Consider the following 20,547-nt stretch of genomic DNA (forward strand, 5'->3'; position numbering starts at 1 on the left):
TTTTAAATCGTTTACACGACCTCTAAAAATTGGTATACTAAAGACTACAAATAGGAGTGACATATGGACAAAGAATTTCTACATTTTGAAAAAATCAATCGGGAAACCTGGCAAAATTTGCATCGCAAAACCACCCCGCCTCTCTCTCAAACAGAGCTTAATTCTATTAAAAGTTTTAACGACCGCATCAACCTCCAGGATGTGCGTGACGTCTACCTGCCTTTGACAAACTTGATCGGAATCTACAAGCGTTCCAAAGAAGATTTGGCCTTTTCAAAAGGGATTTTTCTTCAAAAAAACAGTGAACGCCAACCCTTTATCATTGGGGTTTCTGGGAGTGTCGCTGTTGGGAAATCGACTACTAGCCGTCTTCTCCAAATCCTACTTTCGCGGACCTTCGAAGGCTCGACCGTGGAATTGGTGACAACAGATGGCTTCCTCTATCCAAATGCTATCTTAAAAGAACAAGAGATCCTCAATCGAAAAGGATTTCCGGAAAGCTATGATATGGAATTGCTCCTTGATTTTCTCAATCAAATTAAAAACAACAAGAGCGTAGAAATCCCTGTCTATTCCCACGAAATATACGATATTGTTCCAGATGAGAAGCAAACCATTTTACCAGCTGATTTTGTCATTGTAGAAGGGATCAACGTCTTTCAAAATCCGCAAAATGACAGTCTCTATATGACCGATTTCTTTGATTTTTCGATCTATGTGGATGCCGCGGTCGACGATATCGAATCTTGGTATATCGATCGCTTCCAAAAACTTCTTGAATTAGCTCAAAATGATCCCAATAACTACTACTATCGATTTACAGAGCAACCCCTAGAAGAAGTTTTAAGCATGGCCCATCAGGTCTGGGAATCCATTAATTTAGTTAACTTACAACATTACATTCAACCAACCAGAAACCGAGCTGATCTGATTCTCCATAAAGCAACCAACCATGAAATCGACGAAATTTATCTCAAACGCTAGAGAAAATGGCCTGTTAACGGTACTTTTTTAAGGAAAAGCTATTTTAGGCTTGTCAAATCTTAACTTTTCATATATAATGAGATAGTTAGATTATCAATGGAGGTGAATAACTTGGCAAACATTAAATCAGCTATCAAACGCGCTGAATTGAACGTTAAACAAAACGAAAAAAACTCAGCTCAAAAATCAGCTATGCGTACTGCAATCAAAGCTTTTGAAGCAAACCCATCTGAAGAACTTTACCGCGCTGCTAGCTCAGCTATCGATAAAGCAGAAACTAAAGGTTTGATCCACAAGAACAAAGCTAGCCGTGATAAAGCACGTCTTGCAGCGAAACTTGGTTAATCAAGAACAGCATAAAAATCAAGCTCTCCGGAGCTTTTTTTGTGCCTAATTTTTTGAGAGGTGCTTATGAAAATTGTTATTATCGGCTATTCTGGATCTGGAAAATCTACCTTGGCTGAAAACTTAGCTCGCTACTACTCCATTCCCAAGCTCCATATGGACACCCTTCAATTTCAACCGGGCTGGATAGACAGTGACCGGGATTGGATGGAGAAAGAGATGAGACAGTTTCTCAGCGATCATAGAGACTGGGTCATTGATGGCAATTACTCTTGGTGCTGCTATGAGGAAAGAATGGAGCAAGCCGACCAGATTATCTTTCTCAACTTCTCTCGTTGGAACTGCCTCTTTAGAGCCTGGAAACGATACCGCCGTTATAAAGGCCGAGTCCGTGAGAGTATGGCGGCAGGTTGCCCCGAACGCTTTGACTGGGAATTCATCCGTTGGATCCTTTGGGACGGTCGCCAAGCTAGACAGGTCACACGCTATCAGACTATCGGCCAAAACTATCCAGACAAATTTCTCTCTCTCAAGAATCAAAAAGAGCTGGATGAGTTTCTAAAAAACATACAATAAAAAGGTTGGGATATCTATCCCAACCTTAAAATGTAGACAAACTATTTTAAAGTAAAATAAATTAAGCGATTCTGATAAGAAATAAAATTGAGTTCAATTTTTTAGATGAATCAAGAAAATACCAAGACTTTCCGCTGTGAGTAAAGTGCCTGAAACAATAACGATTCAGGCACTCGGAATTATTGAGACCTTAGGCTCAATAATTAGTCATGGAACTTCGTAGAAGTTCGCTGACGTCCGTACTCACCTAAGGAAAGTTTTTTATATGACTTTGTCTTCAATCTGAGGTTGGGATGTCAATCCCAACCTTTTTTATTTATCAACGTAATCGCCACCGGTGAAGCCATAGTATTCTTCCAGACTCAAACCTGAGTCAGCGATATCTTGTGCTTCTTTTCCGATATAGCGGAGATGCCAGCTCTCTGGCATGTAGCCTGTCACTTTTTCTTTTCCTTCTTGGTAGCGAACCACAAAGCCATATTTAGCGGCGTTCTTGAGCAACCACTTACTTGGTCCAGGTTCAGTTACCAAATTACCACTGGTATCGATCAAATCAAAGGTCAAACCAGTTTGGTGTTCACTATAACCCGGTCTTGCGGAATAACGATCTGCTGCCTCCTGACCATCTTGATTGACATAGTTTTGATAGAGGCCAACTTGGGTATCGTAGCTACGAAAACCACTATATTGGTCACTGATCGGATAACCTTCTGCCTGCATGGCTGCGATCAATTCATGAAGGGCTGAAACAGCTTCAGGATCTTCACCTGGGTTAAAGTCAGGCGACAAGGGATAATGTTTGTTGGCGATCATGACCTCACCATATTTCCCTTTGACACTATAGTAGGAACCATTATAGCTGACACCAGAATCCACTTTCACATCTGACTTACCAGCTTTTGACGACTCTTCTTTGCCAGTTTCTTTTGACGTATCCTTTGCAGAAGACGTTCCTTTGGAAGACTTAGTTTGCGTTTGTTTAGTTTCTTCTTTTGCAGAAGATTTAGAACTAGTGGATTGAGATTGGGAGCAAGCTGTCAAGGTTAACAAGGCAACTGTCACCAAAGTTAATTTGGAAAATCTTGCTTTCATGAGGAATCTCCTATGATTCTTTTGTTACGACAATATCCGTAATCACATAACTTGCACCTACTTTTTTCAAAGTGTAGGTCTTGTACTTGCGGTTTTGTGAATCTGGATGGCTATCGGTATAATGCACGGTAAAGTCTTCATAAGTCTTGATCGTCACCACACCATTTTCTTCCGTGACACTTTGAATGTCCAATGCTCCTGGAGTATAGTAGTCAATTTTAGCCTTTCGAACACCATCACCAGTTGTGAATTCAACCATGTCCTTGTACGCTTGACTTTGTGTGTCATAGTATTTAGAGTAGGTGTTGTTTCGGTTTGAAACGGAGCTAAAGACTGCGTCGCGGTACTCTTTCAAGAACTCTTCTGCCAAGGTCCGATTTTGTTCTTCTTTGGCTGCTTGCGCTTTCTTAGCATCTTGTGCACTCTTGATGCGTTTTAGGGTATCTTTGGCTAGTTTAAGTTCGATCGGATCGTTCTCACCCTCTTCAATCGTCACCTTAGCCTTTTCAGTTGTATAGGTTTCCCCATTCATGTTGAAGACGGCATGTACTTCAATTTCTTGATAAGGAATGCTGTCTACTTCAAAGGTCGTGCTGGTTCCGACTTCTTTGCCGTTGACCACAACCTTCACATCTGTTGGGTTTTCAACTTCATCTGGGAACTCAACTTCTAAATTGCGTTTTTCAGAATTCAACTGCAATTCTAAATTATTCTTTGTTGCTTTTTTAGGATTGAGATGGATCTTAGAAGTAACATTTCCGACCTCTGTTTTAGCAGTCAATTCCATTTCTTTTGTATTGTAATGGAAATAACCAAGGTCTGTCACTGCATCTTTCTTCAAGGTCACTGTTTTATTGGCAGCCACTTTGAGTTTGGCTTGATCCAAATTGGTCTTGACCTTCACTTGCACTGGATAGCTGGCCACACGGTATTCTTGGAAGATTACAAATTTCTTGTCCGCTTTTTCCAAACCAAAGATCTTGTTTCCAGATTTATCCGTATAGCTGCCTTCTCCACCATTATCAATGATCTTGTTCAACTCTGTGCCGATATCGACCCCTTGATCTTCCATACTGGTAATAAAGCTTTCGGCTTCATCCTTTGTCCATTTATCGTTATCGGTTGAAAGCAGGTCTGCTGCCTCGCGATAATCCTTGGTGTCCACTGCCTTAATAAATTTATCTGCAGTCACTTCGACACGCGTTGTTGACTGGAAGTAAAAGAAGGCTGCCACCAAAGCGATCACAAGGACTGCGATAGCAGAAATAATCCCAATTTTCTTCTTGGAAAATTTCTTTCCACCCTTCGTTTTAGGGGCCTTTTGTTTTTTTTGAGCTGGACCTGCTTCTGTGACATTTGGACCAGCAAAGATCTGCGTTTGCTCAGTAGCAAGTGGAGCCGTATACTCTTGAGTAGGCTGTTGAGGGACATATTCCTGTGTTTCTTCAGTTGAATCTGTGTTCACAAATTCTGCTTCAGGAACAGGTCCTGCAAAAAACTCGAAGTTCTGACTTTTAGCAGCGGTAAATTCTTCTGCACTTGGCTTGCGTCCATAGGTTTCTTCAAAATGTTGCAACCAAGCCTGACGAGCTGCCAGAAGTGGATCAACATTCTTCACTTCTTCAACTGGTTCAAGCACTGATTCCTCGACAGGTGCTACATTCTCTTCTGGGGCATTGCCTGCGATAGACTGAATTTGTTTTAAATCAAATCCACAGGCTTTCCCAGCCATAAACTCTTCTGGTGACGGTTTGCGACCGATCACTTTTTCAAATAATTCAACCCATTTCTTTTGCATGGATCTCTTCTCCCTCATTATAAAATAGGGAAAGTGGGTCCTCCCACCTTCCATTTTGTGATATTGTTAGAATCCAAAGTTAGAGAAATTTGGAGCACTTGGAATAAATCCAGTAGCTACTTGTTCTAAAATACGAGCATTTACATAAAGAACAAAGATGGCAATGAGAAGCAAGACAACAGATGATGCTACTAGAAGCAAGAATTTATCTGCTTTAAAGCTTGTCTTGTTCAATCCTTGATGAACGACATAGCATGTTCCAACAAAGAACAAGAAGAAAATAAGGAAGTTTACAAAGCCATAAAATTCATAAACTTTTACAAGACCTACTAAGAAAGCAAGAAGGGCAAGTGGCAAAGTGTAGACAGACAAACGTCCAAACTCTTCAAATGAACGACCGTAACTGTATTCCTTATCTTGAAGAACCACACGACGAACAAAGAATCCAGCTATTTGGAAGGCGAAAACGCTAAAGAATAGGGAAATCAATGTCAACATAAAGGCACGGAAATCCATTCCATAACCACCTGTAAATCCACTAGCTGTGAAGAATGTCCCCAAGGTCAAGACAAAGGCAGTCAAGACATACTGTAAAATTCCGTTAAGTGCTTTTGGATTTTCTACAGCCGTTGGACGTTTCAAAGCTGAAAGGAACCAATTCCAGTAACCACCAACGGCTACACCAAATTGACTTGGTTGGGCAGGATAAGGTTGTCCTGGTTGACCTTGGTAAGGAGCTTGTTGATAAGCTGCTTGAGTAGGTTGTTGGTAGGCTTGTTGTGGAGCTTGTTGGAAAGCTGGCCCATTCGCTGGAGCAGCTTGAGGAGCCGGTTCTTGAACTGGAGCTGCAACTGGTTCTTCTGCAGGAGCAGCTGGCGCTGCGACAAACTCTGGGGCTTGTGGCGCTGCGACTGGTTCTTCAACAGGGGCAGTTGGCGCTGCAACAAACTCTGGGGCTTGTGGAGCTGCTACTGGTTCTTCCACAGGGGCAGTTGGCGCTGCAACAAACTCTGGGGCTTGTGGAGCTGCTACTGGTTCTTCAACAGGGGCAGTTGGTGCTGCGACAAATTCTGGAGCTTGTGGGGTTTCTGGAACCACTACTTCTTCTTGAAATTCTCCTGCAGCCAGTGCTTGAGCAATTTCTTCTGCACTAGCAGAACGACCATTTACGGCTTCGAAATAATCCAGCCAATCTTGTTTTGACATAATGAATCTCCTTAACTATTGTTTATACTAGGGTATTATACAAAATTTCTGAACCATTTTCAATGAAAGACTGGAAAATCCCTGCAAGATCTTTTGAAAAACATACAAATTCTACTCATTTTTAGAAATTAGTAAAGAAAAAGAGGCTGGGCAAAAACTGTCCAGCCTTTGATGTTTGATAGGAATAAGTGCAAGACGCAGTGGTTGATTGGCATCTTTGTTCGCCTTTTAAGCTCCAAAGATGACCTAATGAGGGAAACAAAGTTTCCTTTATCCACAACCTTCAACAGTCTCCCAGACTGTTGAAGCTATGCGGAGGTGGGAAGATTGAAAAGGTTTGGGGAACCTTTTCAACTTTTTTTATTTTAAGGAGTTCTTTCCCACTCCCGTTTCTTAGGATTCAAATGCATCCATGCCACCTTGGACGTTGGTCACATCATAGCCTTGCTCTTCCAAAAATTGGCAAGCACGTGCTGATCGTCGACCAGACTTGCAGATGACATAATAGGGATGATCCTTCTCTAATTCCTGGTAGCGATCTGCTAACTCAGATAAGGGAAGAAGACGAACTCCGTCTAAGTGAAGGGCATCATATTCCTCCTGCTCGCGTACATCAAGAACGTGTAAGTCTCCTTTTTGATAAGCTTGGTAAAAGCTTGAAAATGGAATTTCTTTCATGATTTCTCCTATCAGGTATGTTATGGGAGGGTTAGAATTTCATAATGAAAGCCAACAGCCTCTAAAAATCGTAACAAGTCTTGGGTTTTAATAAAGATCGTCTTTTCATTGGTATTGGGATGGAAAGTCATGATCTCCTCTGACACAATGTCTTTATCGAAATAGACTCGAATATCTTTTTCTCCATTGTTCAATAAACCAAATGGAGAAACCGTACCTGCCGGTAATTGCATTTTTTCAGCTAAAGAATCTGCTGAAGCCATGCGGATCCGGTTGGCTTCCACTTGCTCTTTGAAATCATCCATATCCAATGGCTTCTGGTCATCCATGATGAGCAGATAGTATTGGGTTTTCTTCTTGTTGGTCAAAAACATGGACTTGGTCCGAACAGCTTCTAAGCCTTCAATGTAAGAATCGGCCTGCTCAGTTGTGAATGCAGGTGGGTGTTCCACCACGTCAAATGAAATGCCTAACTCGTCTAATTTCTCTTTAACTTGTTGATAAGGATCCATCGTCGCTCTCCTTTATTTTTGAATGATCTCTTGTACTAAGGTTTGCAATTCTGGAACCACCTCTGCCTCAAACCAAGGATTTTTAGCCATCCAGATTTGATTGCGAGGGGAAGGGTGAACGAGTGGAAAATAGGTTGGCAAATAATCTTTAAAATGGTGAACCCGTTCGGTTACCTTGCCACTAACCTTTTCATGAAGGTAGTATGCTTGGGCATATTGTCCAATTAAGAGGGTTAACTCAATATCCGGACACTCCTTGAGAAGTTGAGGGTGCCACTTTTCCGCAAATCCTTTGCGAGGTGGAAGGTCACCAGATTTCCCATGCCCTGGGAAATAAAAGTCCATGGGGATGACCGCAAACAAACCAGAATTATAAAAGGTGTCTTCGTCAACTCCTAACCATTCGCGCAGGCGGTCACCACTCTTATCCTTCCAGTAAATACCAGCTTCTTCCGTCTTCATCCCTGGAGCTTGTCCGATAATATTGATACGAGCTGTCTTTGGGGCTGCAAAGAGGGGCTCTATCCCTTTCTCTGTATATTCTTTATTTTGAGGATCTGCCATAATGGCTTGTTTAATGCTTTCAATCGTTGACATAAGTCCTCCTTCTATGGAAAAACTCAGCCAGAAAAACTGGCCGAGTAGTGGATTATTTGATTAGTTCATAGATGGCTTCTGCGTAAATAGCTGCTGCACGATAGAGATCTTCAACATCTGCGAACTCATTAGCTTGGTGCATAGTATTGACATAGTCTGGGAACATAGCACCAAAGGCAACGCCACGTTTCAAGAGACGACCAAAGGTACCACCACCGATCACTTGTTCATGTCCTTTGAGGCCAGTTTGTTTTTCGTAAACACGCAAGAGGGTGGATACCAATTCATCATCCATCGGAACATAGTGAGGTGTGTGACCATGGGCTGACAAGCTTACTGTAGCCACTCCTTCGATCTTTTCAAGGATAGCTTTGATAGTTTCAGGATCTGTACCTTGAGGGTAACGGATATTGAGGGCAATAGTGTTGTCTGCTTGGCTGTCATCAAAATGGAAGACACCTGCATTCATACTCAATGGTCCCATTTTGGCATCTGTATGGGCAATTCCTAATTTTTCACCTGCAAAATCTTCGTGAAGAAGTGAAGCTGTCACATGAAGGTAAGCCTTAGCAGCACCACCAAAATCAAATTGGTTCAACAAGAGAGCCAAGTAGGTTGCACCATTGATCCCATCTTCAGGAGTTGATCCATGAGCAGATTTCCCGACAATCGTAACGGTATAGGTTTTTTCGTCAACAGTTGAGATTTCATACTTGAGCTGGTGTTCCTTGGCAAAGGCATCTAAGAGGCCAGCAAGATCTGGTAGTTGTCCAGAAACGACTGCAGTCGCTGACTCTGGTACCATGTTTTCACGAAGGCCGCCTGTAAAGCTATGAAGATGGGCACTTCCTGTGTTGTCATTTCCAAAATGAAGGTACTCAGTGATGTTTCCTTTTTCCCCATTGATGATTGGGAATTCCGCATCTGGTGAGAAGCCAAAATCTGGCTCAGGAAGTCCGACGTGTTTGAAATAGTAATCCATGTCGCCCCAGCCTGATTCTTCATCCGTACCGACAACAAAGCGCACGCGCTTAGAAACAGGGAGTCCTAGGTCTTTAATGATCTTCAAACCATAGTAGCAGGCCATTGTAGGCCCTTTATCATCAGACGAACCACGCGCATAGAGCTTGCCATCGATAATTTCTGGTTTGTAGGGATCCGTCTTCCAACCACTACCTGCAGGCACGACGTCCATATGAGCAAAGATCCCAAGCTCTTCTTCTCCTTCACCAAAGGTAAAGTGACCGGCATAATTATCGACATTCTTGGTTTCATAGCCATCACGTTTGGCAATTTCCAAGAATTTTTCAAGAGCTTTTACAGGACCAGGTCCAAAAGGATGCTCTGCATCTGCCTTGCTGTCATCGCGTTCAGAATTGATTTCCAAGAGGCTGTATAAGTCAGCCATCATCTCATCGCGACGTTTTTCTACTTCTGCTTTAAAGTCAACTGTTGTCATGCATTCCTCCTCGATCTTCTATTTGCTAATTGGCTTAGCGTTTATCAATGATTTCGTCTACTGGTAAGCGATAGCTTGGCTCTACTTTTTCAGCCGCATAGCCAACCGTAATCAAGACTTCCGGACGGAAACGCTCTTCGATATCCAAGACTTCATTGATTTTCGATTTATCAAATCCCAAGATAATATTGGTTCCAATGCCTTGGTCTGTCAAAGCAAGTACCAAGTTCATGGCCACAAGACCAGCATTCAAAGCCAAGTAATCACTTGTTTGTTGGGCATCATAGCGCGCAAATTCAGCAGGAAGATTTTGCATAAAGTATTGCAACTGTTCGTCTGTGAAGTTTTTCACCCCACCGACACGCGCAATCTTGCGAGCCCGTTTTTGCAAATCAGTATCTGTAAAGAGGGCGATGGTCACAGGTGCTTCCATGACTTGATCGTAGTTTGCACCATAGGCTAATTTTGCCAATTCAGCATTTTTTTGACGAACGACCACAAATTTCCAAGGCTGGCTATTGTGGGCACTAGGGGCCAAGGTTGCGATCTCAATAGCAGTCCGTACATCCTTTGGATCGACCGGTTGGTCAGTGAAATGCTTGATCGCATGGCGTTTTTTATTGAGCTCTAGAAATTTCATAAGCTTCTTCCTTTTCTATTTCTGTTACCTCTATTTTAACACAAAATGAAAGAGCTTGCAGGGTTTTACAGCCTAAGATTGTGAAAAAAGAAGCAGACATTTTGAAGATCCGCTTCTTTGTTATAGGTTGAATACATAAGAGACCCATCTATGATTCATTAGAAAGATTGAAATAGGCAGCTACTTCTTTGGCATAACCGTATTTCTCAATTAAGCTAGTTAGAAGCTCGATGTTATGGCCCCGATAGTTATCCTCGCGTCTCAATTCTTCGTACATCTCAATAAAGGGGAGGCCCTTGTCCTTGGCATCTTGGAGCTCTGCTTCATAGTCATAGGCCACCTTACGAAATTGCAGGTTGGTCACCCCATCTGCTTCGACATCGATTAGCGCATACTGAGCTCTGTGGTTTTGAATTGGTTCCCAGTCAAAATAAGGCATGCCAATAGTCCCCGGATTGAGGATCTGCTGACCCTGGCTGCCATAGCGAAGCAACTGCTTGTGGACATGACCGTAGATCGCCAGATCCGTCTGGTCATCCAGCAATTGGTCAAAGTTCTCCGTCGCATTAGCTGGACGCAAATCCCCACCATAATTCTTTTCTGGCAAATTGTGGGTCAGTGAAAAGCGAATGCCATTGACCTCCTTCTTCTCTACCAATGGAAGGGATCGAAGCCAATCAATTCGCTTAGGATCCAGTCCTTCCATAAGGTACTGAGTGAGGCGAAGGAGTTGGATCTCCTGCGGATCCTCAAGTCCGTACTCGCCATCCAAGGCTTCTAAGAGACAATCGTCCCAATTTCCCCGAACAGCCGCTGTGATCGGAATCGCATCCAGCAACTCAAAAAGGTCATCTCTTCCAGGCCCAGGAAGCAAAATGTCCCCTAAAAGCCAGTATTCTGTCGCGCCTTGAGCACGCGCATCCCCAATCACTGCCTCCAGGGCTGTCGTATCTCCGTGGATATCAGATAAAATAGCGATTCGATGGTTCATTTTAAACTCCTTATGATTGGTATGATTCAGAATCCTCCGCAACTTCCATCAAGGGACTTGCTTCTTCTTGCTTTCCTTGATGGAGCTTGGCTTGCACTGCCTCCGCGACTGCTCGTGGGATGCCAACCGTGACAATCTCATCTACAGTAGCTTCTTTGATCTTGGTCAGCGACTTGAAGTGCTTCATCAGCAACTGCTTGCGTTTTGGTCCCAAACCTTCGATGCCGTCCAGCTGGGAGGAGAAGGAATTCTTAGACCTTAGCTGGCGGTGGAAGGTGATGGCGAAACGGTGGACTTCATCCTGGATCCGTTGGAGGAGGAAAAATTCCTGTGAAGTCCGAGAGAGTTCGATGACTTGAAGGGGATCACCGAAGAGCAATTCATGGGTCTGGTGCTTGTCATTTTTTTGCAGGCCTGCGATGGGAATGTCCAGCCCCAACTCCTCTTGGATCACTTGCTTAGCGATATTGACCTGGCCCTGACCCCCATCGATGACGATCAGATCTGGTGGCGTCAGGCCATCCCGCATGACACGGCTGTAGCGTCTGCGAATGACCTCCCGCATGCTGGCATAGTCGTCTGGTCCGACGACGGTCTTGATTTTGTACTTGCGGTAGTCCTTTTTGCTTGGCTTCCCATTGACAAAGACCACCATGGCTGAGACCGGACTGGTCCCCATGATGTTGGAGTTATCAAAGGACTCAATGCGCACAGGGGTTGGAATTTGCAGTAGTTTTCCAAGGTTTTCAATAGCACCTTGGGTCTTCTCCATGGATTTTTCAAGGAGATTGAACTTCTGCTCCAGACTGACACGCGCATTTTTAATAGCCAGATTGACCAACTGCTTCTTCTCCCCACGCTGGGGCTTGAGGACCTTGGTATCCACTAGGGCCTTGACCGCTTCCTCATCGATATCCTGAGGGATCAGGATTTCATTGGGGATCAGGTGGGATTTCTCCTGGTAAAACTGCCCCACATAGGTCAAAAAATCCTCGTCCGGATCATTGTAGTAAGGAAAAAGGTTGACGTCGCGCTCGATCAGCTTACCCTGACGGACAAAGAAGACCTGCACACACATCCAGCCTTTGTCCACGTAGTAGCCAAAGACATCCCGGTTCTGCAAATCCTTAGCCATGACCCGCTGTTTGGTCCGCAGGGTCCCGATGGCCTGGATCAGATCGCGGTACTCGGCTGCCCGCTCAAATTCCATGTTTTGCGCAGCGGTATTCATCTTGAGCTTGAGCTCATCGATAATCTTGTCATCCTGCCCCTTGAGGAAGTCAGAAACCTCCTGGGCCATGCCCTTGAAATAGGCCTCGTCCTTGTGGCAGACTGTGTGAGCCATACACTGCCCTAAATGGTAGTAAAAGCAGACCTTGGAAGGCGGATTGGTGCACTTGCGGAAAGGGAAAATCCGATCCAAAAGCCTTTTGATCTCATTAGCCGCTCCTACGTCTGGATAGGGACCGAAATAGAGACCGCCATCTTTTTTGACCTGGCGCGTGATGATAAGACGGGGATAACGCTCATTGGTAATCTTGATGAAGGGATAGGACTTATCGTCCTTGAGCATGATATTGTACTTGGGCTTGTTCTCCTTGATGAGGTTGATCTCAAGAAGCAAGGCCTCAATATTGGACTCGGTAACGATAAACTCAAAATCCACAATCTCAGATACCAGGGCTTCCGTCTTAGTATCGTGGCTTCCTCTGAAATAGGACCTCACCCGATTGCGAAGATTCTTGGCCTTCCCCACATAGATGATGGTACCGTTCTTGTCTTTGTGAATGTAACAGCCCGGACTCGTCGGCAAGAGCTCGAGCTTGGATTTAATCAAGTTATTCATACTTTCTATTATAGCAAAAAAGAGAGGGGTTAGCCTCTCTCTAGTATGTTTGTATTATTGTTATCCACCTTCATCAAGTAAAAAATAATTATTAAATAGTATATCAGACCCTCATCCTCAATCCTTTATCTTCACTTGCCCTTTTTCATAGCAAAAAAGAGGGATCTAAAAGGATCCCCCTTTACTAGCAATCGATAAACTTTATCCTTTGAGATTAGCCATCTGAAAGATCGGAATCACATAAGGAACAATAGACATCAGGATAGTGAATAGCACGAAGAACCAGAACCAGAAGGACGCGAGGGCACGCTGGAAAACTCCCGGCTGAGGTTTATTGGCTTGAATATAAGCCTTGATAGCTGGCCATTTAGTCGCAAGAACCACTATCATGACAATGGAACCAATAGCTAAAACAGCAATTTGGAGCCAATTCGCTAGTCCCTCGTCCACATGATAGGCCACATAATGCAAGCCTTGGGAAATCACAAAATTATTGAAAATGTGATAGAAAATAGCCCACCAGATATTGTATTCAAAGGCAATGTAGCCGAAACCTAGACCAATGATACTTGCGAAAAAGAGCTGGTCAAAATTGGCATGGAAGAGACCAAACAAGATAGCCGTCATGACAATAGCAAAAATCTTCCCATACCGTTCCAAGCCTCGCAAGCCGGCCCCACGGAAGAAGAATTCCTCTGTGATAGGACCAAAAAATCCAGCATACAAGAGCATGGTCCATGATCGCTCAATCGTATCACCTAGATCGGGTGTTGGAGAATGAAGGCCAATGGTCTCAAACATGCGCTCAATCACTTGTGTCATCACAGATGAAAAGACTTGAGAAAAGCCAAGAAAGGCGAGAAGAATAAAGAAGACTGAAAGAGTCATCTTACGTCCCTTGTGCTTAAGATCATATTTATAAAGGGCCTTCTTGCGATAGGCATTAAAGAGAAAGAGTCCAATGGAAATAGAGATAAGGTAGGGAATACCAGCCCAAACATTCAGGGCATTGAGTTTTTCCGTTACTTGACTTGGATCTTTTCTGAGAGAGCCTGCTATGGTCAATCCAAGGAGGACTTCCCACAGGACGGTTACCAAGGTCATTACCAAGAGATAAATGGCAAGGGTCCCGGAATACCTTCCTATATCTTTTTTAGGGTCTAATAATCGGTTGTATTGGTTCATTTCTTCCTCCTAGAAAATAGATAAAAACTCGCACACATTCCTTCGTATAAGACAAAGAAAATCAAAAAGGCATGCATAAAGTAGTCTTCTGGTAATGCAAGAATAATCGAATCCACGCGCGGATCAAAGAGCCAAGTATTGTCCCCAGCAAATAAGACCTGATGAAAAAGCGTAAAGAATTGATCAAAACCAATTATAACAGTCATCACTGCAAGCACTACTGGTAAAACCATCATCCAAAAGAAGAGACTTCGGTACAAGGCCAGGTAGCCTTTTTTGACGACTGTCCGCATAAAATGGATAAAACCAGGTAGAGTGACCAAGAAAACGACCGTCACCAAATGAAACAGGTACTTGACAGCCTCAAAATGGTGCAAACCATTTTTTGAAGAGGGGAATTGAGGCATCTTCAACACCCATTGAAAAGGATTGGTCAAATAGTTCATCAAGACATTAAAATTCTTCATGATGACTGAAGCCGAAAAACCAGTTCGACTTTGAATCCCCAACCAATGAATCTCCACGGGATAGAGGGCCCAAGCGAGAGCAATGGTGAGAAGAATCGTAGCTGACAAGATAAAGAAAAATTGGTTGATTGATTTCAAACTTCTAAGCATCAAAATCCCACTCCGCTAAACTGGAAACAACATGTGTCGGTGCAATTGGTAAGGTCGGCACTTCTTCTGGTTTGGTAAAACCTGTCGTCACCAAAAGGGTTGGAATCCCATTGTCAATACCAGCACGAATATCTGTTAGATAATTATCCCCTACCATAACGACTTCTTCTCTTTCAAACCCCAGATGTTCAATAGCCTTATCCATGATGATGGCCTTTGGTTTCCCAATGATCACTGGCTCGACCCGTGTCGCTGCTTCGACAAGGGCAATCAGGGATCCTGCTCCTGGCATCAAGCCACGCTCTGTTGGAATGTTCAGGTCCGGATTGGTCCCAATAAAGTGTGCTCCTTTTTGAATCGCCAAGGTCGCAATAGCAAACTTCTCATAATCCACTTGCCAATCGAGGCCAATCACCACATAATCAGGTGCTTCTTCATCGATGATATAGCCAGCTTCTTCAATAGCGTCTTTGAGCCCCGCTTCTCCGATCACATAGACCTTTTTGCCCAAATTTTGGTCATTCATGTAGTCAATGGTCGCAAGGGTAGCTGTATAGATGGTCGAAACAGGGGTTTCAATGTTGAAGTGAGTCGCCAGCATATCCCGAACAGTCTCTGGTGTACGGGTTGTGTTATTGGTGACAAAGAGATAGGGAATCTCACGCGCCTGCAATTCATGAACAAAAGCTTCTCCTGCAGGAATTCGTGATTTTCCTTTGTAAATAGTGCCATCCAAATCAATCAAATAGCCCTTATAGTGCATTTATTCTTCCTTTTCTGTTTCCGTTTCGTCATGTAACTTCTCTGCATCGACTCGTCCACCAGAACCATATAAGAGCAAGGCTCCAGCATAGAGGACAAATTGTAACACCAAACCTGTAAAATTAATCCCTTGACTTCCCGATTGGGTGAACAAGAAGGATGCTACCATGAGGATGACAATGGTCAATAACAAGCCTATCACGGTTGCCTGATCCACACTGATTTGATAAACCGTGCGTTTAGTGCTCCGATTTTTCCCGTCAGACTTAGTTTCTGGTTGCAAATTCTCGACAAAATCCGTCACTAAGGTCGCAGCGAGGCTGACTGTTGTGCTAAAGAGCACGCCTTGAGACAAGCGGTGATAGAAATTGGACCAGAAGGATCCTGATTGGCTAGTAATCCCAATCGAGAAGATCATGACCGGTAAAAGAAAGGCCAAGGTGAAATGGATCCAGACCCGATACCAGCGTATATCTTCTCTTAAAAAGCGATTAAAACTCTCTAAATTCAAGCGATAGCGGAAAAATTTATAAATTTCCTCTACCAGGATGATGCCCAAAGCACAAAGAGTCAAGAGCCAATCTCCCAACATGTACAAAGGGTTCTTTTGACGCTTGGCATAGGCCACAACCCGTTTTTGATAGCTTTCAAGTTCCTGTTTTTTATTTTTTAATCTTCTACTTTCCATAATTCCAACCCTTTTCTTCTACTTCTTCCCACTCAATTTCAGCTTGGGCATTGATCTGACTATCTGAAGTAATTTGGTGCTGAGTTTTCAAGCCCTCTTGTTCATATTGAGAGGTGATGAGACCTCCTGCTAGCACTTCTTTGACATATTTTAGATGAACTTTTTTAGGGATATGATGGGTCAAGAAGTCTGCTCCCATCACCTCAAAAACCCAGTCCAAGTACTTGCTATTGTTGACATGTCCGTTCATATCCAAGTCGTAAAACCGAACCCGGTATTCTTGTTCGACGCCGCCTTCTAATTCTTTGAAACGGGGACCACGGAGCATGGTTTTTGAAAATTCAGAGTCAAAGGCATCCGTGATTTCACTCATAACAGGATGAACCTTGCGTGTATCACGATCCATCAAGACAAAGGTCGCGACCATCTCAATGATAGTATTTCCTGCTTCATCCTTGATATTAAAGGCCCGGTAGCAGAAAAGTCGATTGTGACTCTTGGCATAGGTTTCGATAGTGATTTTCTCATCAAAAACAGGGAGACGCTCGATCTTCATATTGTAATCCGTGATAATCCAGACTAGATTGTAGTTCTCTAAAATGTACATATCACTCATACCCAGCTCAATCGATTGCATGCCCGATACCTGTAAAGACAGCAAGATCAATTGGGGAATCTTAATATAACCATTGACATCGCTCATATCAAACGGAATTTTCATGCTGTATTCAAATGTTTTTGCCATTTTCTACTCCAAAATAAACTTCTCTGCTACAGTGTCTCCTAAAAAGAGACCTTTCTTGGTCATTCGTACAATGTCCTTGTCAGGTACTAAAAGGCCCTGCTGGGTCAATTCCTCAACCACTGGTCCATATTGTTGGTCAAAATTCACACCAAACTTCTCTTCAAAACGCTTCTTGGAAACGCCTGTTTTCTTACGTAGTCCTAGAAACATCTCTTCTTCCATCATTTCTGTCTGAGTCAGATACTCTTCTTGGACACGCGCATTTCCCTCTTCGACAGCCTGCATATAGTGACGAATGGGGCCATGATTCTTGTAGCGAATCCCATCGACATAGCCGGATGCTCCAGCTCCCAGACCATAATACTCAGCATTGTCCCAATACATGAGATTATGTCGACTTTCAAAACCAGGCTTGGAGAAATTAGAAATTTCATAATGCTCAAAGCCCGCACGCTCCAACTCCTGAATGATGTATTCAAACATCTCCGCTTCTAACTCCTCTTTTGGTAGAGGAAGCTTGCCCCGTCTCATGCGATTCATAAAGACCGTGTGATTCTCCAGAATCAAGCTATAGAGGCTCATATGAGGAATGTCGAGGGCAAGAGCCTTAGCGACATTTTCCTTGACCTGCTCCATGGTTTGCGTCGGAAGGGCATAGATGAGGTCGATCGAAATATTGTCAAAACCAGCCAGCTTCAGACGATCGATATTGTCATAGATATCCTGCTCTTGATGGCTCCGACCAATCTTTTTGAGCAAGCGATTATCAAAGGTCTGTACGCCTAAAGAAACCCGATTAACCGGTGAATCCTTTAAGACAGCAATCTTATCCGGATCCAAATCACCAGGATTGGCCTCGATGGTCAACTCCTCCATCTGAGAAAGATCAAGTGACTTGGTCAGCTCCTTGAGCAGATACTCTAGCTGATCCGCAGTTAAGGCTGTCGGTGTCCCACCCCCAATATAGAGAGTCCGTAAATTTGTGATTTCTTCCCGACGAAATTCTTGGATCAAATGATCCAAATAAGCATCGACCGGTTGGTTCTTGATAAAAACCTTCGAAAAATCACAATAAAAACAAATCTGGGTACAAAATGGGATGTGGACATAAGCGGACGTTGGTTTTGTATGCATACCTTTAATTATACCATAAAATCCCCCTAAGTCCGAAAAGAAAAGGGAATAAGAAGCCAGGAATTCCTTGACAAGAAGGAATAAAAGGAATAGAATGAATTTAATCATATTCGGAGGTAAGGAGATATGAACAACTAAGTTTCGTTAAATAAAATACTTTATTTAGTGGACTGCTTGTTCTATCTCTTTTTGTGTACCCTCTTGCCTATTCTCCAACTTCTTGTTGGCTATATTAGATCTTTTTCTGTTTGGGTTCCACTTGAATACAGCTCTACTAAATAGGTAGAGCTGTTTTTTGTCCCAGTAGAAAGGAATCTTATGCTAAAACTATCCCACCTCACCATCCGCCATACAAAAGATTTACGCGATCTGGTTCGCGATCTGTCCTTAACCATTCATGAAGGAGAAAAAGTTGCCATTATTGGCGAAGAAGGAAATGGAAAATCTTCCTTACTTCACGTCCTCATGTCCCCAAAATCCCTACCAGATTATCTGACAATAGAAGGCGAAATCACCACTTCCTTTCACTCCTATGCCTATATTCCCCAGTCTTTGCCGGAAGTATTGAAGGGAAAAACATTGGAAGAATATTTTTTTGGAGAAGACGAGCTAGACTATGCCACCCTCTACAGACTGGCTGATCAATTGCAATTTGATAGCGACCGCTTTGCGAGCGACCAAGCTATTGGAAGTCTATCTGGAGGAGAAGCCCTCAAAGTCCAACTGCTTCACGAACTTTGTCGTCCTCATGAATTACTATTTTTAGATGAACCTTCGAACGATCTGGATTTGGAAACCCTGGACTGGCTCCAACAGATGATCCAAACAAGCCCCCAAACCATTCTATTTATTTCCCATCATGAGGATTTTTTGACTCAGACAGCGGATACGATCATCCATCTAAGACAGGTCAAACACCGCAAGGAGGCTGAAACCATTGTAGAGCACCTAGGCTATCAAGACTACAGTAGCCAGAGGGAGCAACAATTCAAGCAGCAGTCCCAGCAAGCTGCAAACGATCAACGAACCTACCGAAAAACAATGGAGAAGCATCGTCGCGTCCGTCAGCAAGTTGAAACATCCTTACGAAACACCAAGGATAGCACTGCTGGACGTCTCCTGGCAAAGAAAATGAAGTCCCTCCTCTCACAAGAAAAGCGCTACGAGCGAGAATTCCAATCCATGACTCCCCAACCCTATGATGAGGAAGTCATCAATCTGCATTTCCCTCCCCTCACTCCCTTGTCTCCTCAAAAACGAGTCCTTCTATTAGATCAGGAAGAGCTCGCAATTGGTGACCGTGTCCTGATCAAGAACCTATCCCTTACACTTCTAGGACAGGATAAAATAGGGATTATCGGTTCCAACGGTGTGGGGAAATCCACTTTCCTAAAAATGATATGGAAAAGTCTACAGAAGAATGAAAGTATCCGCACTGCCTATATGCCTCAAGATTACACTGAATGCCTCCCTCTGACTCGGACACCAGTTCAATTCTTACAGCATTCAGGTGATCGCGAAGAAATCAATACCATTCAATTGCATTTAGCCTCTCTAAATTTTACCTATTCTGAAATGCACCATCCGATCTCTGAACTTTCTGGTGGCCAGCAAGGAAAACTCATTCTCCTTCAATTAGTGCTCACATGTCCCCAGTTTCTGCTCTTGGACGAGCCTACTCGCAATTTTTCCCCCACTTCCCAACCAGAAATTCGACGCCTATTCGCAGACTACCCAGGCGGACTAGTCACAGTCTCCCACGACCGGACCTTCCTCAAAGAAGTCTGCCAAAAAATCTATCGTCTGACCGAAAACGGTTTGGTAGAAATAGATTCGCTCTAACGTAAAAAAGATTGGCCAAAACCAATCTTTTTTTCTATTCCTTCGCTGCCTCTTGTGCCATTTCTTGGGTGCGTTTGTAGGCTGCTTCCACTCCTGCAATGATGTCGCCCCGTAGGCCGACTTGTTCTAAGCGGTTGACACCTGCGATGGTAGAGCCACCCGGGCTACAAACTGCATCTCGCAAGCGGGCTGGGTGCTCACCTGTCTCTAGGACCATTTGACTAGCGCCTTGGAAGGTCTGTGCAGCCATCTGCAAGGCTTGCTCTCGTGTAAGTCCTAATCCTACTCCTGCATCTGCCATGGCTTCAATCATCTGATAGACAAAGGCTGGACCACAGCCTGCGACAGCCGTTGCAGGATCCATCAATTTTTCTTCAATTTCGAATAGGGCCCCTGCTCCTGCTAAGAGCTGGTTTACTTTAGCTACTTGCTGGTCTGTCACTGCTTGAGAGCGGGCTAGACTGATAACACCTTGACCAATGGCCACAGGCGTATTGGGCATGATGCGAATGAGCCCTAGCTGGTCGTTCTGGATCACGTCAGCCATCTTTTCTAGTTCCAAGCCTGCAGCCATGGAAACCAGTAAGAGATTGGAGCGTTGGGCTAAGATGCCCTGATACTCCTCTAGGAGAGGGCAAATCTGATAGGGTTTGACCCCTAAAAAAATCACTTCAGCCTCTTGAAAGACTTGTTCAAGATCAGACGCCGTTCCCCCATACTGGCTGATAAACTCTTCCACCTTTTGTGGGGAACGATTGACCAAGAGCAGGTCTGTGCTAGCCACTTCTTTTGCGACCGCTTTGGCCAGACTAGCTCCCATATTTCCAAGACCGATAAATGCTACTTTCAT

Annotated in this window: 21 protein-coding genes; 4 read left to right on the forward strand and 17 right to left on the reverse strand. The window is 43.8% G+C overall.

Annotated features, from left to right (window positions below):
* Window positions 1-63 precede the first annotated feature (63 nt).
* The 3 genes from coaA (at window position 64) to H7T97_RS03470 (ending at window position 1,905) form a co-directional block, all read left to right on the forward strand.
* Window positions 64-984, forward strand: a complete 921-nt coding sequence (coaA, locus tag H7T97_RS03460) for a type I pantothenate kinase (protein WP_201089431.1) — start codon at window positions 64-66, stop codon at window positions 982-984.
* 96 nt (window positions 985-1,080) lie between these two features.
* On the forward strand, window positions 1,081-1,329 hold the full coding sequence (rpsT, locus tag H7T97_RS03465; RefSeq protein WP_003007640.1) for a 30S ribosomal protein S20: 249 nt from the start codon (window positions 1,081-1,083) through the stop codon (window positions 1,327-1,329).
* Between the two features lie 66 nt (window positions 1,330-1,395).
* The gene (locus H7T97_RS03470) at window positions 1,396-1,905 is read left to right on the forward strand and encodes a DNA topology modulation protein (RefSeq protein WP_151191204.1); all 510 of its coding nucleotides are present in this window, start codon (window positions 1,396-1,398) and stop codon (window positions 1,903-1,905) included.
* Between the two features lie 312 nt (window positions 1,906-2,217).
* Here H7T97_RS03470 and ldcB read toward each other — a convergent pair whose 3' ends face one another.
* From ldcB to hemW, 16 genes are all read right to left on the reverse strand, one after another.
* On the reverse strand, window positions 2,218-2,997 hold the full coding sequence (gene ldcB, locus H7T97_RS03475) for an LD-carboxypeptidase LdcB/DacB (protein ID WP_070846529.1): 780 nt from the start codon (window positions 2,995-2,997) through the stop codon (window positions 2,218-2,220).
* Between the two features lie 10 nt (window positions 2,998-3,007).
* Window positions 3,008-4,795 (reverse strand): TcaA second domain-containing protein, encoded by a 1,788-nt coding sequence (locus H7T97_RS03480; protein ID WP_195529207.1) that lies wholly within the window; start codon window positions 4,793-4,795, stop codon window positions 3,008-3,010.
* A 66-nt stretch (window positions 4,796-4,861) separates the two neighbouring features.
* Complete coding sequence (locus H7T97_RS03485; protein ID WP_195529208.1) at window positions 4,862-6,001, reverse strand: DUF6574 domain-containing protein; 1,140 nt, start codon at window positions 5,999-6,001, stop codon at window positions 4,862-4,864.
* A gap of 393 nt (window positions 6,002-6,394) precedes the next feature.
* Entirely contained in the window at window positions 6,395-6,679 is a 285-nt protein-coding gene (locus H7T97_RS03490; protein WP_070449063.1) for a rhodanese-like domain-containing protein, read from the reverse strand.
* Window positions 6,680-6,699: 20 nt separating this feature from the next.
* A complete protein-coding gene (locus tag H7T97_RS03495) occupies window positions 6,700-7,191 on the reverse strand; it encodes a prolyl-tRNA synthetase associated domain-containing protein (protein ID WP_201089433.1) in 492 nt (163 codons plus the stop codon).
* Between the two features lie 12 nt (window positions 7,192-7,203).
* Entirely contained in the window at window positions 7,204-7,788 is a 585-nt protein-coding gene (locus H7T97_RS03500; protein ID WP_045759544.1) for a uracil-DNA glycosylase family protein, read from the reverse strand.
* A 52-nt stretch (window positions 7,789-7,840) separates the two neighbouring features.
* Window positions 7,841-9,247, reverse strand: a complete 1,407-nt coding sequence (gene pepV, locus H7T97_RS03505; RefSeq protein ID WP_031573670.1) for a dipeptidase PepV — start codon at window positions 9,245-9,247, stop codon at window positions 7,841-7,843.
* Between the two features lie 34 nt (window positions 9,248-9,281).
* On the reverse strand, window positions 9,282-9,887 hold the full coding sequence (locus H7T97_RS03510) for a nitroreductase family protein (protein ID WP_003001591.1): 606 nt from the start codon (window positions 9,885-9,887) through the stop codon (window positions 9,282-9,284).
* A 148-nt stretch (window positions 9,888-10,035) separates the two neighbouring features.
* On the reverse strand, window positions 10,036-10,878 hold the full coding sequence (locus H7T97_RS03515; protein WP_045759546.1) for a metallophosphoesterase family protein: 843 nt from the start codon (window positions 10,876-10,878) through the stop codon (window positions 10,036-10,038).
* Window positions 10,879-10,888: 10 nt separating this feature from the next.
* Complete coding sequence (uvrC, locus tag H7T97_RS03520; RefSeq protein WP_201089435.1) at window positions 10,889-12,724, reverse strand: excinuclease ABC subunit UvrC; 1,836 nt, start codon at window positions 12,722-12,724, stop codon at window positions 10,889-10,891.
* Between the two features lie 201 nt (window positions 12,725-12,925).
* Window positions 12,926-13,909, reverse strand: a complete 984-nt coding sequence (locus H7T97_RS03525; protein ID WP_061590816.1) for a CPBP family intramembrane glutamic endopeptidase — start codon at window positions 13,907-13,909, stop codon at window positions 12,926-12,928.
* Complete coding sequence (locus H7T97_RS03530; RefSeq protein ID WP_021153376.1) at window positions 13,906-14,526, reverse strand: TIGR01906 family membrane protein; 621 nt, start codon at window positions 14,524-14,526, stop codon at window positions 13,906-13,908. Before H7T97_RS03530 ends, H7T97_RS03525 begins: the two co-directional genes overlap by 4 nt.
* On the reverse strand, window positions 14,519-15,289 hold the full coding sequence (locus H7T97_RS03535; protein WP_201037458.1) for a TIGR01457 family HAD-type hydrolase: 771 nt from the start codon (window positions 15,287-15,289) through the stop codon (window positions 14,519-14,521). The genes H7T97_RS03530 and H7T97_RS03535 overlap by 8 nt, the downstream gene beginning before the upstream one ends.
* Window positions 15,290-15,976, reverse strand: a complete 687-nt coding sequence (locus tag H7T97_RS03540) for a hypothetical protein (protein WP_049474586.1) — start codon at window positions 15,974-15,976, stop codon at window positions 15,290-15,292.
* Window positions 15,966-16,721, reverse strand: a complete 756-nt coding sequence (locus H7T97_RS03545; protein ID WP_021153379.1) for an acyl-ACP thioesterase domain-containing protein — start codon at window positions 16,719-16,721, stop codon at window positions 15,966-15,968. The genes H7T97_RS03540 and H7T97_RS03545 overlap by 11 nt, the downstream gene beginning before the upstream one ends.
* A gap of 3 nt (window positions 16,722-16,724) precedes the next feature.
* On the reverse strand, window positions 16,725-17,855 hold the full coding sequence (gene hemW / locus H7T97_RS03550; protein ID WP_201089437.1) for a radical SAM family heme chaperone HemW: 1,131 nt from the start codon (window positions 17,853-17,855) through the stop codon (window positions 16,725-16,727).
* Window positions 17,856-18,173: 318 nt separating this feature from the next.
* On the opposite strand from hemW, the gene H7T97_RS03555 reads away from it, so the two are divergent.
* On the forward strand, window positions 18,174-19,697 hold the full coding sequence (locus H7T97_RS03555; protein ID WP_201089439.1) for an ATP-binding cassette domain-containing protein: 1,524 nt from the start codon (window positions 18,174-18,176) through the stop codon (window positions 19,695-19,697).
* 34 nt (window positions 19,698-19,731) lie between these two features.
* On the opposite strand, the gene proC is transcribed toward H7T97_RS03555, so the two are convergent.
* Window positions 19,732-20,547, reverse strand: coding sequence for a pyrroline-5-carboxylate reductase (gene proC, locus H7T97_RS03560; RefSeq protein WP_201089441.1), 816 nt, complete (start codon window positions 20,545-20,547; stop codon window positions 19,732-19,734).

This window comes from Streptococcus parasanguinis, from assembly GCF_016648925.1.
In the GTDB taxonomy this organism is placed as follows: Bacteria; Bacillota; Bacilli; order Lactobacillales; family Streptococcaceae; genus Streptococcus.

Bases quoted from the DNA above. Each gene is read 5' to 3' on its own strand.
- coaA (WP_201089431.1), top strand. From the start codon at position 64: ATGGACAAAGAATTTCTACATTTTGAAAAAATCAATCGGGAAACCTGG.
- rpsT (WP_003007640.1), top strand. From the start codon at position 1,081: ATGGAGGTGAATAACTTGGCAAACATTAAATCAGCTATCAAACGCGCT.
- H7T97_RS03470 (WP_151191204.1), top strand. From the start codon at position 1,396: ATGAAAATTGTTATTATCGGCTATTCTGGATCTGGAAAATCTACCTTG.
- ldcB (WP_070846529.1), bottom strand. From the start codon at position 2,997: ATGAAAGCAAGATTTTCCAAATTAACTTTGGTGACAGTTGCCTTGTTA.
- H7T97_RS03480 (WP_195529207.1), bottom strand. From the start codon at position 4,795: ATGCAAAAGAAATGGGTTGAATTATTTGAAAAAGTGATCGGTCGCAAA.
- H7T97_RS03485 (WP_195529208.1), bottom strand. From the start codon at position 6,001: ATGTCAAAACAAGATTGGCTGGATTATTTCGAAGCCGTAAATGGTCGT.
- H7T97_RS03490 (WP_070449063.1), bottom strand. From the start codon at position 6,679: ATGAAAGAAATTCCATTTTCAAGCTTTTACCAAGCTTATCAAAAAGGA.
- H7T97_RS03495 (WP_201089433.1), bottom strand. From the start codon at position 7,191: ATGGATCCTTATCAACAAGTTAAAGAGAAATTAGACGAGTTAGGCATT.
- H7T97_RS03500 (WP_045759544.1), bottom strand. From the start codon at position 7,788: ATGTCAACGATTGAAAGCATTAAACAAGCCATTATGGCAGATCCTCAA.
- pepV (WP_031573670.1), bottom strand. From the start codon at position 9,247: ATGACAACAGTTGACTTTAAAGCAGAAGTAGAAAAACGTCGCGATGAG.
- H7T97_RS03510 (WP_003001591.1), bottom strand. From the start codon at position 9,887: ATGAAATTTCTAGAGCTCAATAAAAAACGCCATGCGATCAAGCATTTC.
- H7T97_RS03515 (WP_045759546.1), bottom strand. From the start codon at position 10,878: ATGAACCATCGAATCGCTATTTTATCTGATATCCACGGAGATACGACA.
- uvrC (WP_201089435.1), bottom strand. From the start codon at position 12,724: ATGAATAACTTGATTAAATCCAAGCTCGAGCTCTTGCCGACGAGTCCG.
- H7T97_RS03525 (WP_061590816.1), bottom strand. From the start codon at position 13,909: ATGAACCAATACAACCGATTATTAGACCCTAAAAAAGATATAGGAAGG.
- H7T97_RS03530 (WP_021153376.1), bottom strand. From the start codon at position 14,526: ATGCTTAGAAGTTTGAAATCAATCAACCAATTTTTCTTTATCTTGTCA.
- H7T97_RS03535 (WP_201037458.1), bottom strand. From the start codon at position 15,289: ATGCACTATAAGGGCTATTTGATTGATTTGGATGGCACTATTTACAAA.
- H7T97_RS03540 (WP_049474586.1), bottom strand. From the start codon at position 15,976: ATGGAAAGTAGAAGATTAAAAAATAAAAAACAGGAACTTGAAAGCTAT.
- H7T97_RS03545 (WP_021153379.1), bottom strand. From the start codon at position 16,721: ATGGCAAAAACATTTGAATACAGCATGAAAATTCCGTTTGATATGAGC.
- hemW (WP_201089437.1), bottom strand. From the start codon at position 17,855: ATGCATACAAAACCAACGTCCGCTTATGTCCACATCCCATTTTGTACC.
- H7T97_RS03555 (WP_201089439.1), top strand. From the start codon at position 18,174: ATGCTAAAACTATCCCACCTCACCATCCGCCATACAAAAGATTTACGC.
- proC (WP_201089441.1), bottom strand. From the start codon at position 20,547: ATGAAAGTAGCATTTATCGGTCTTGGAAATATGGGAGCTAGTCTGGCC.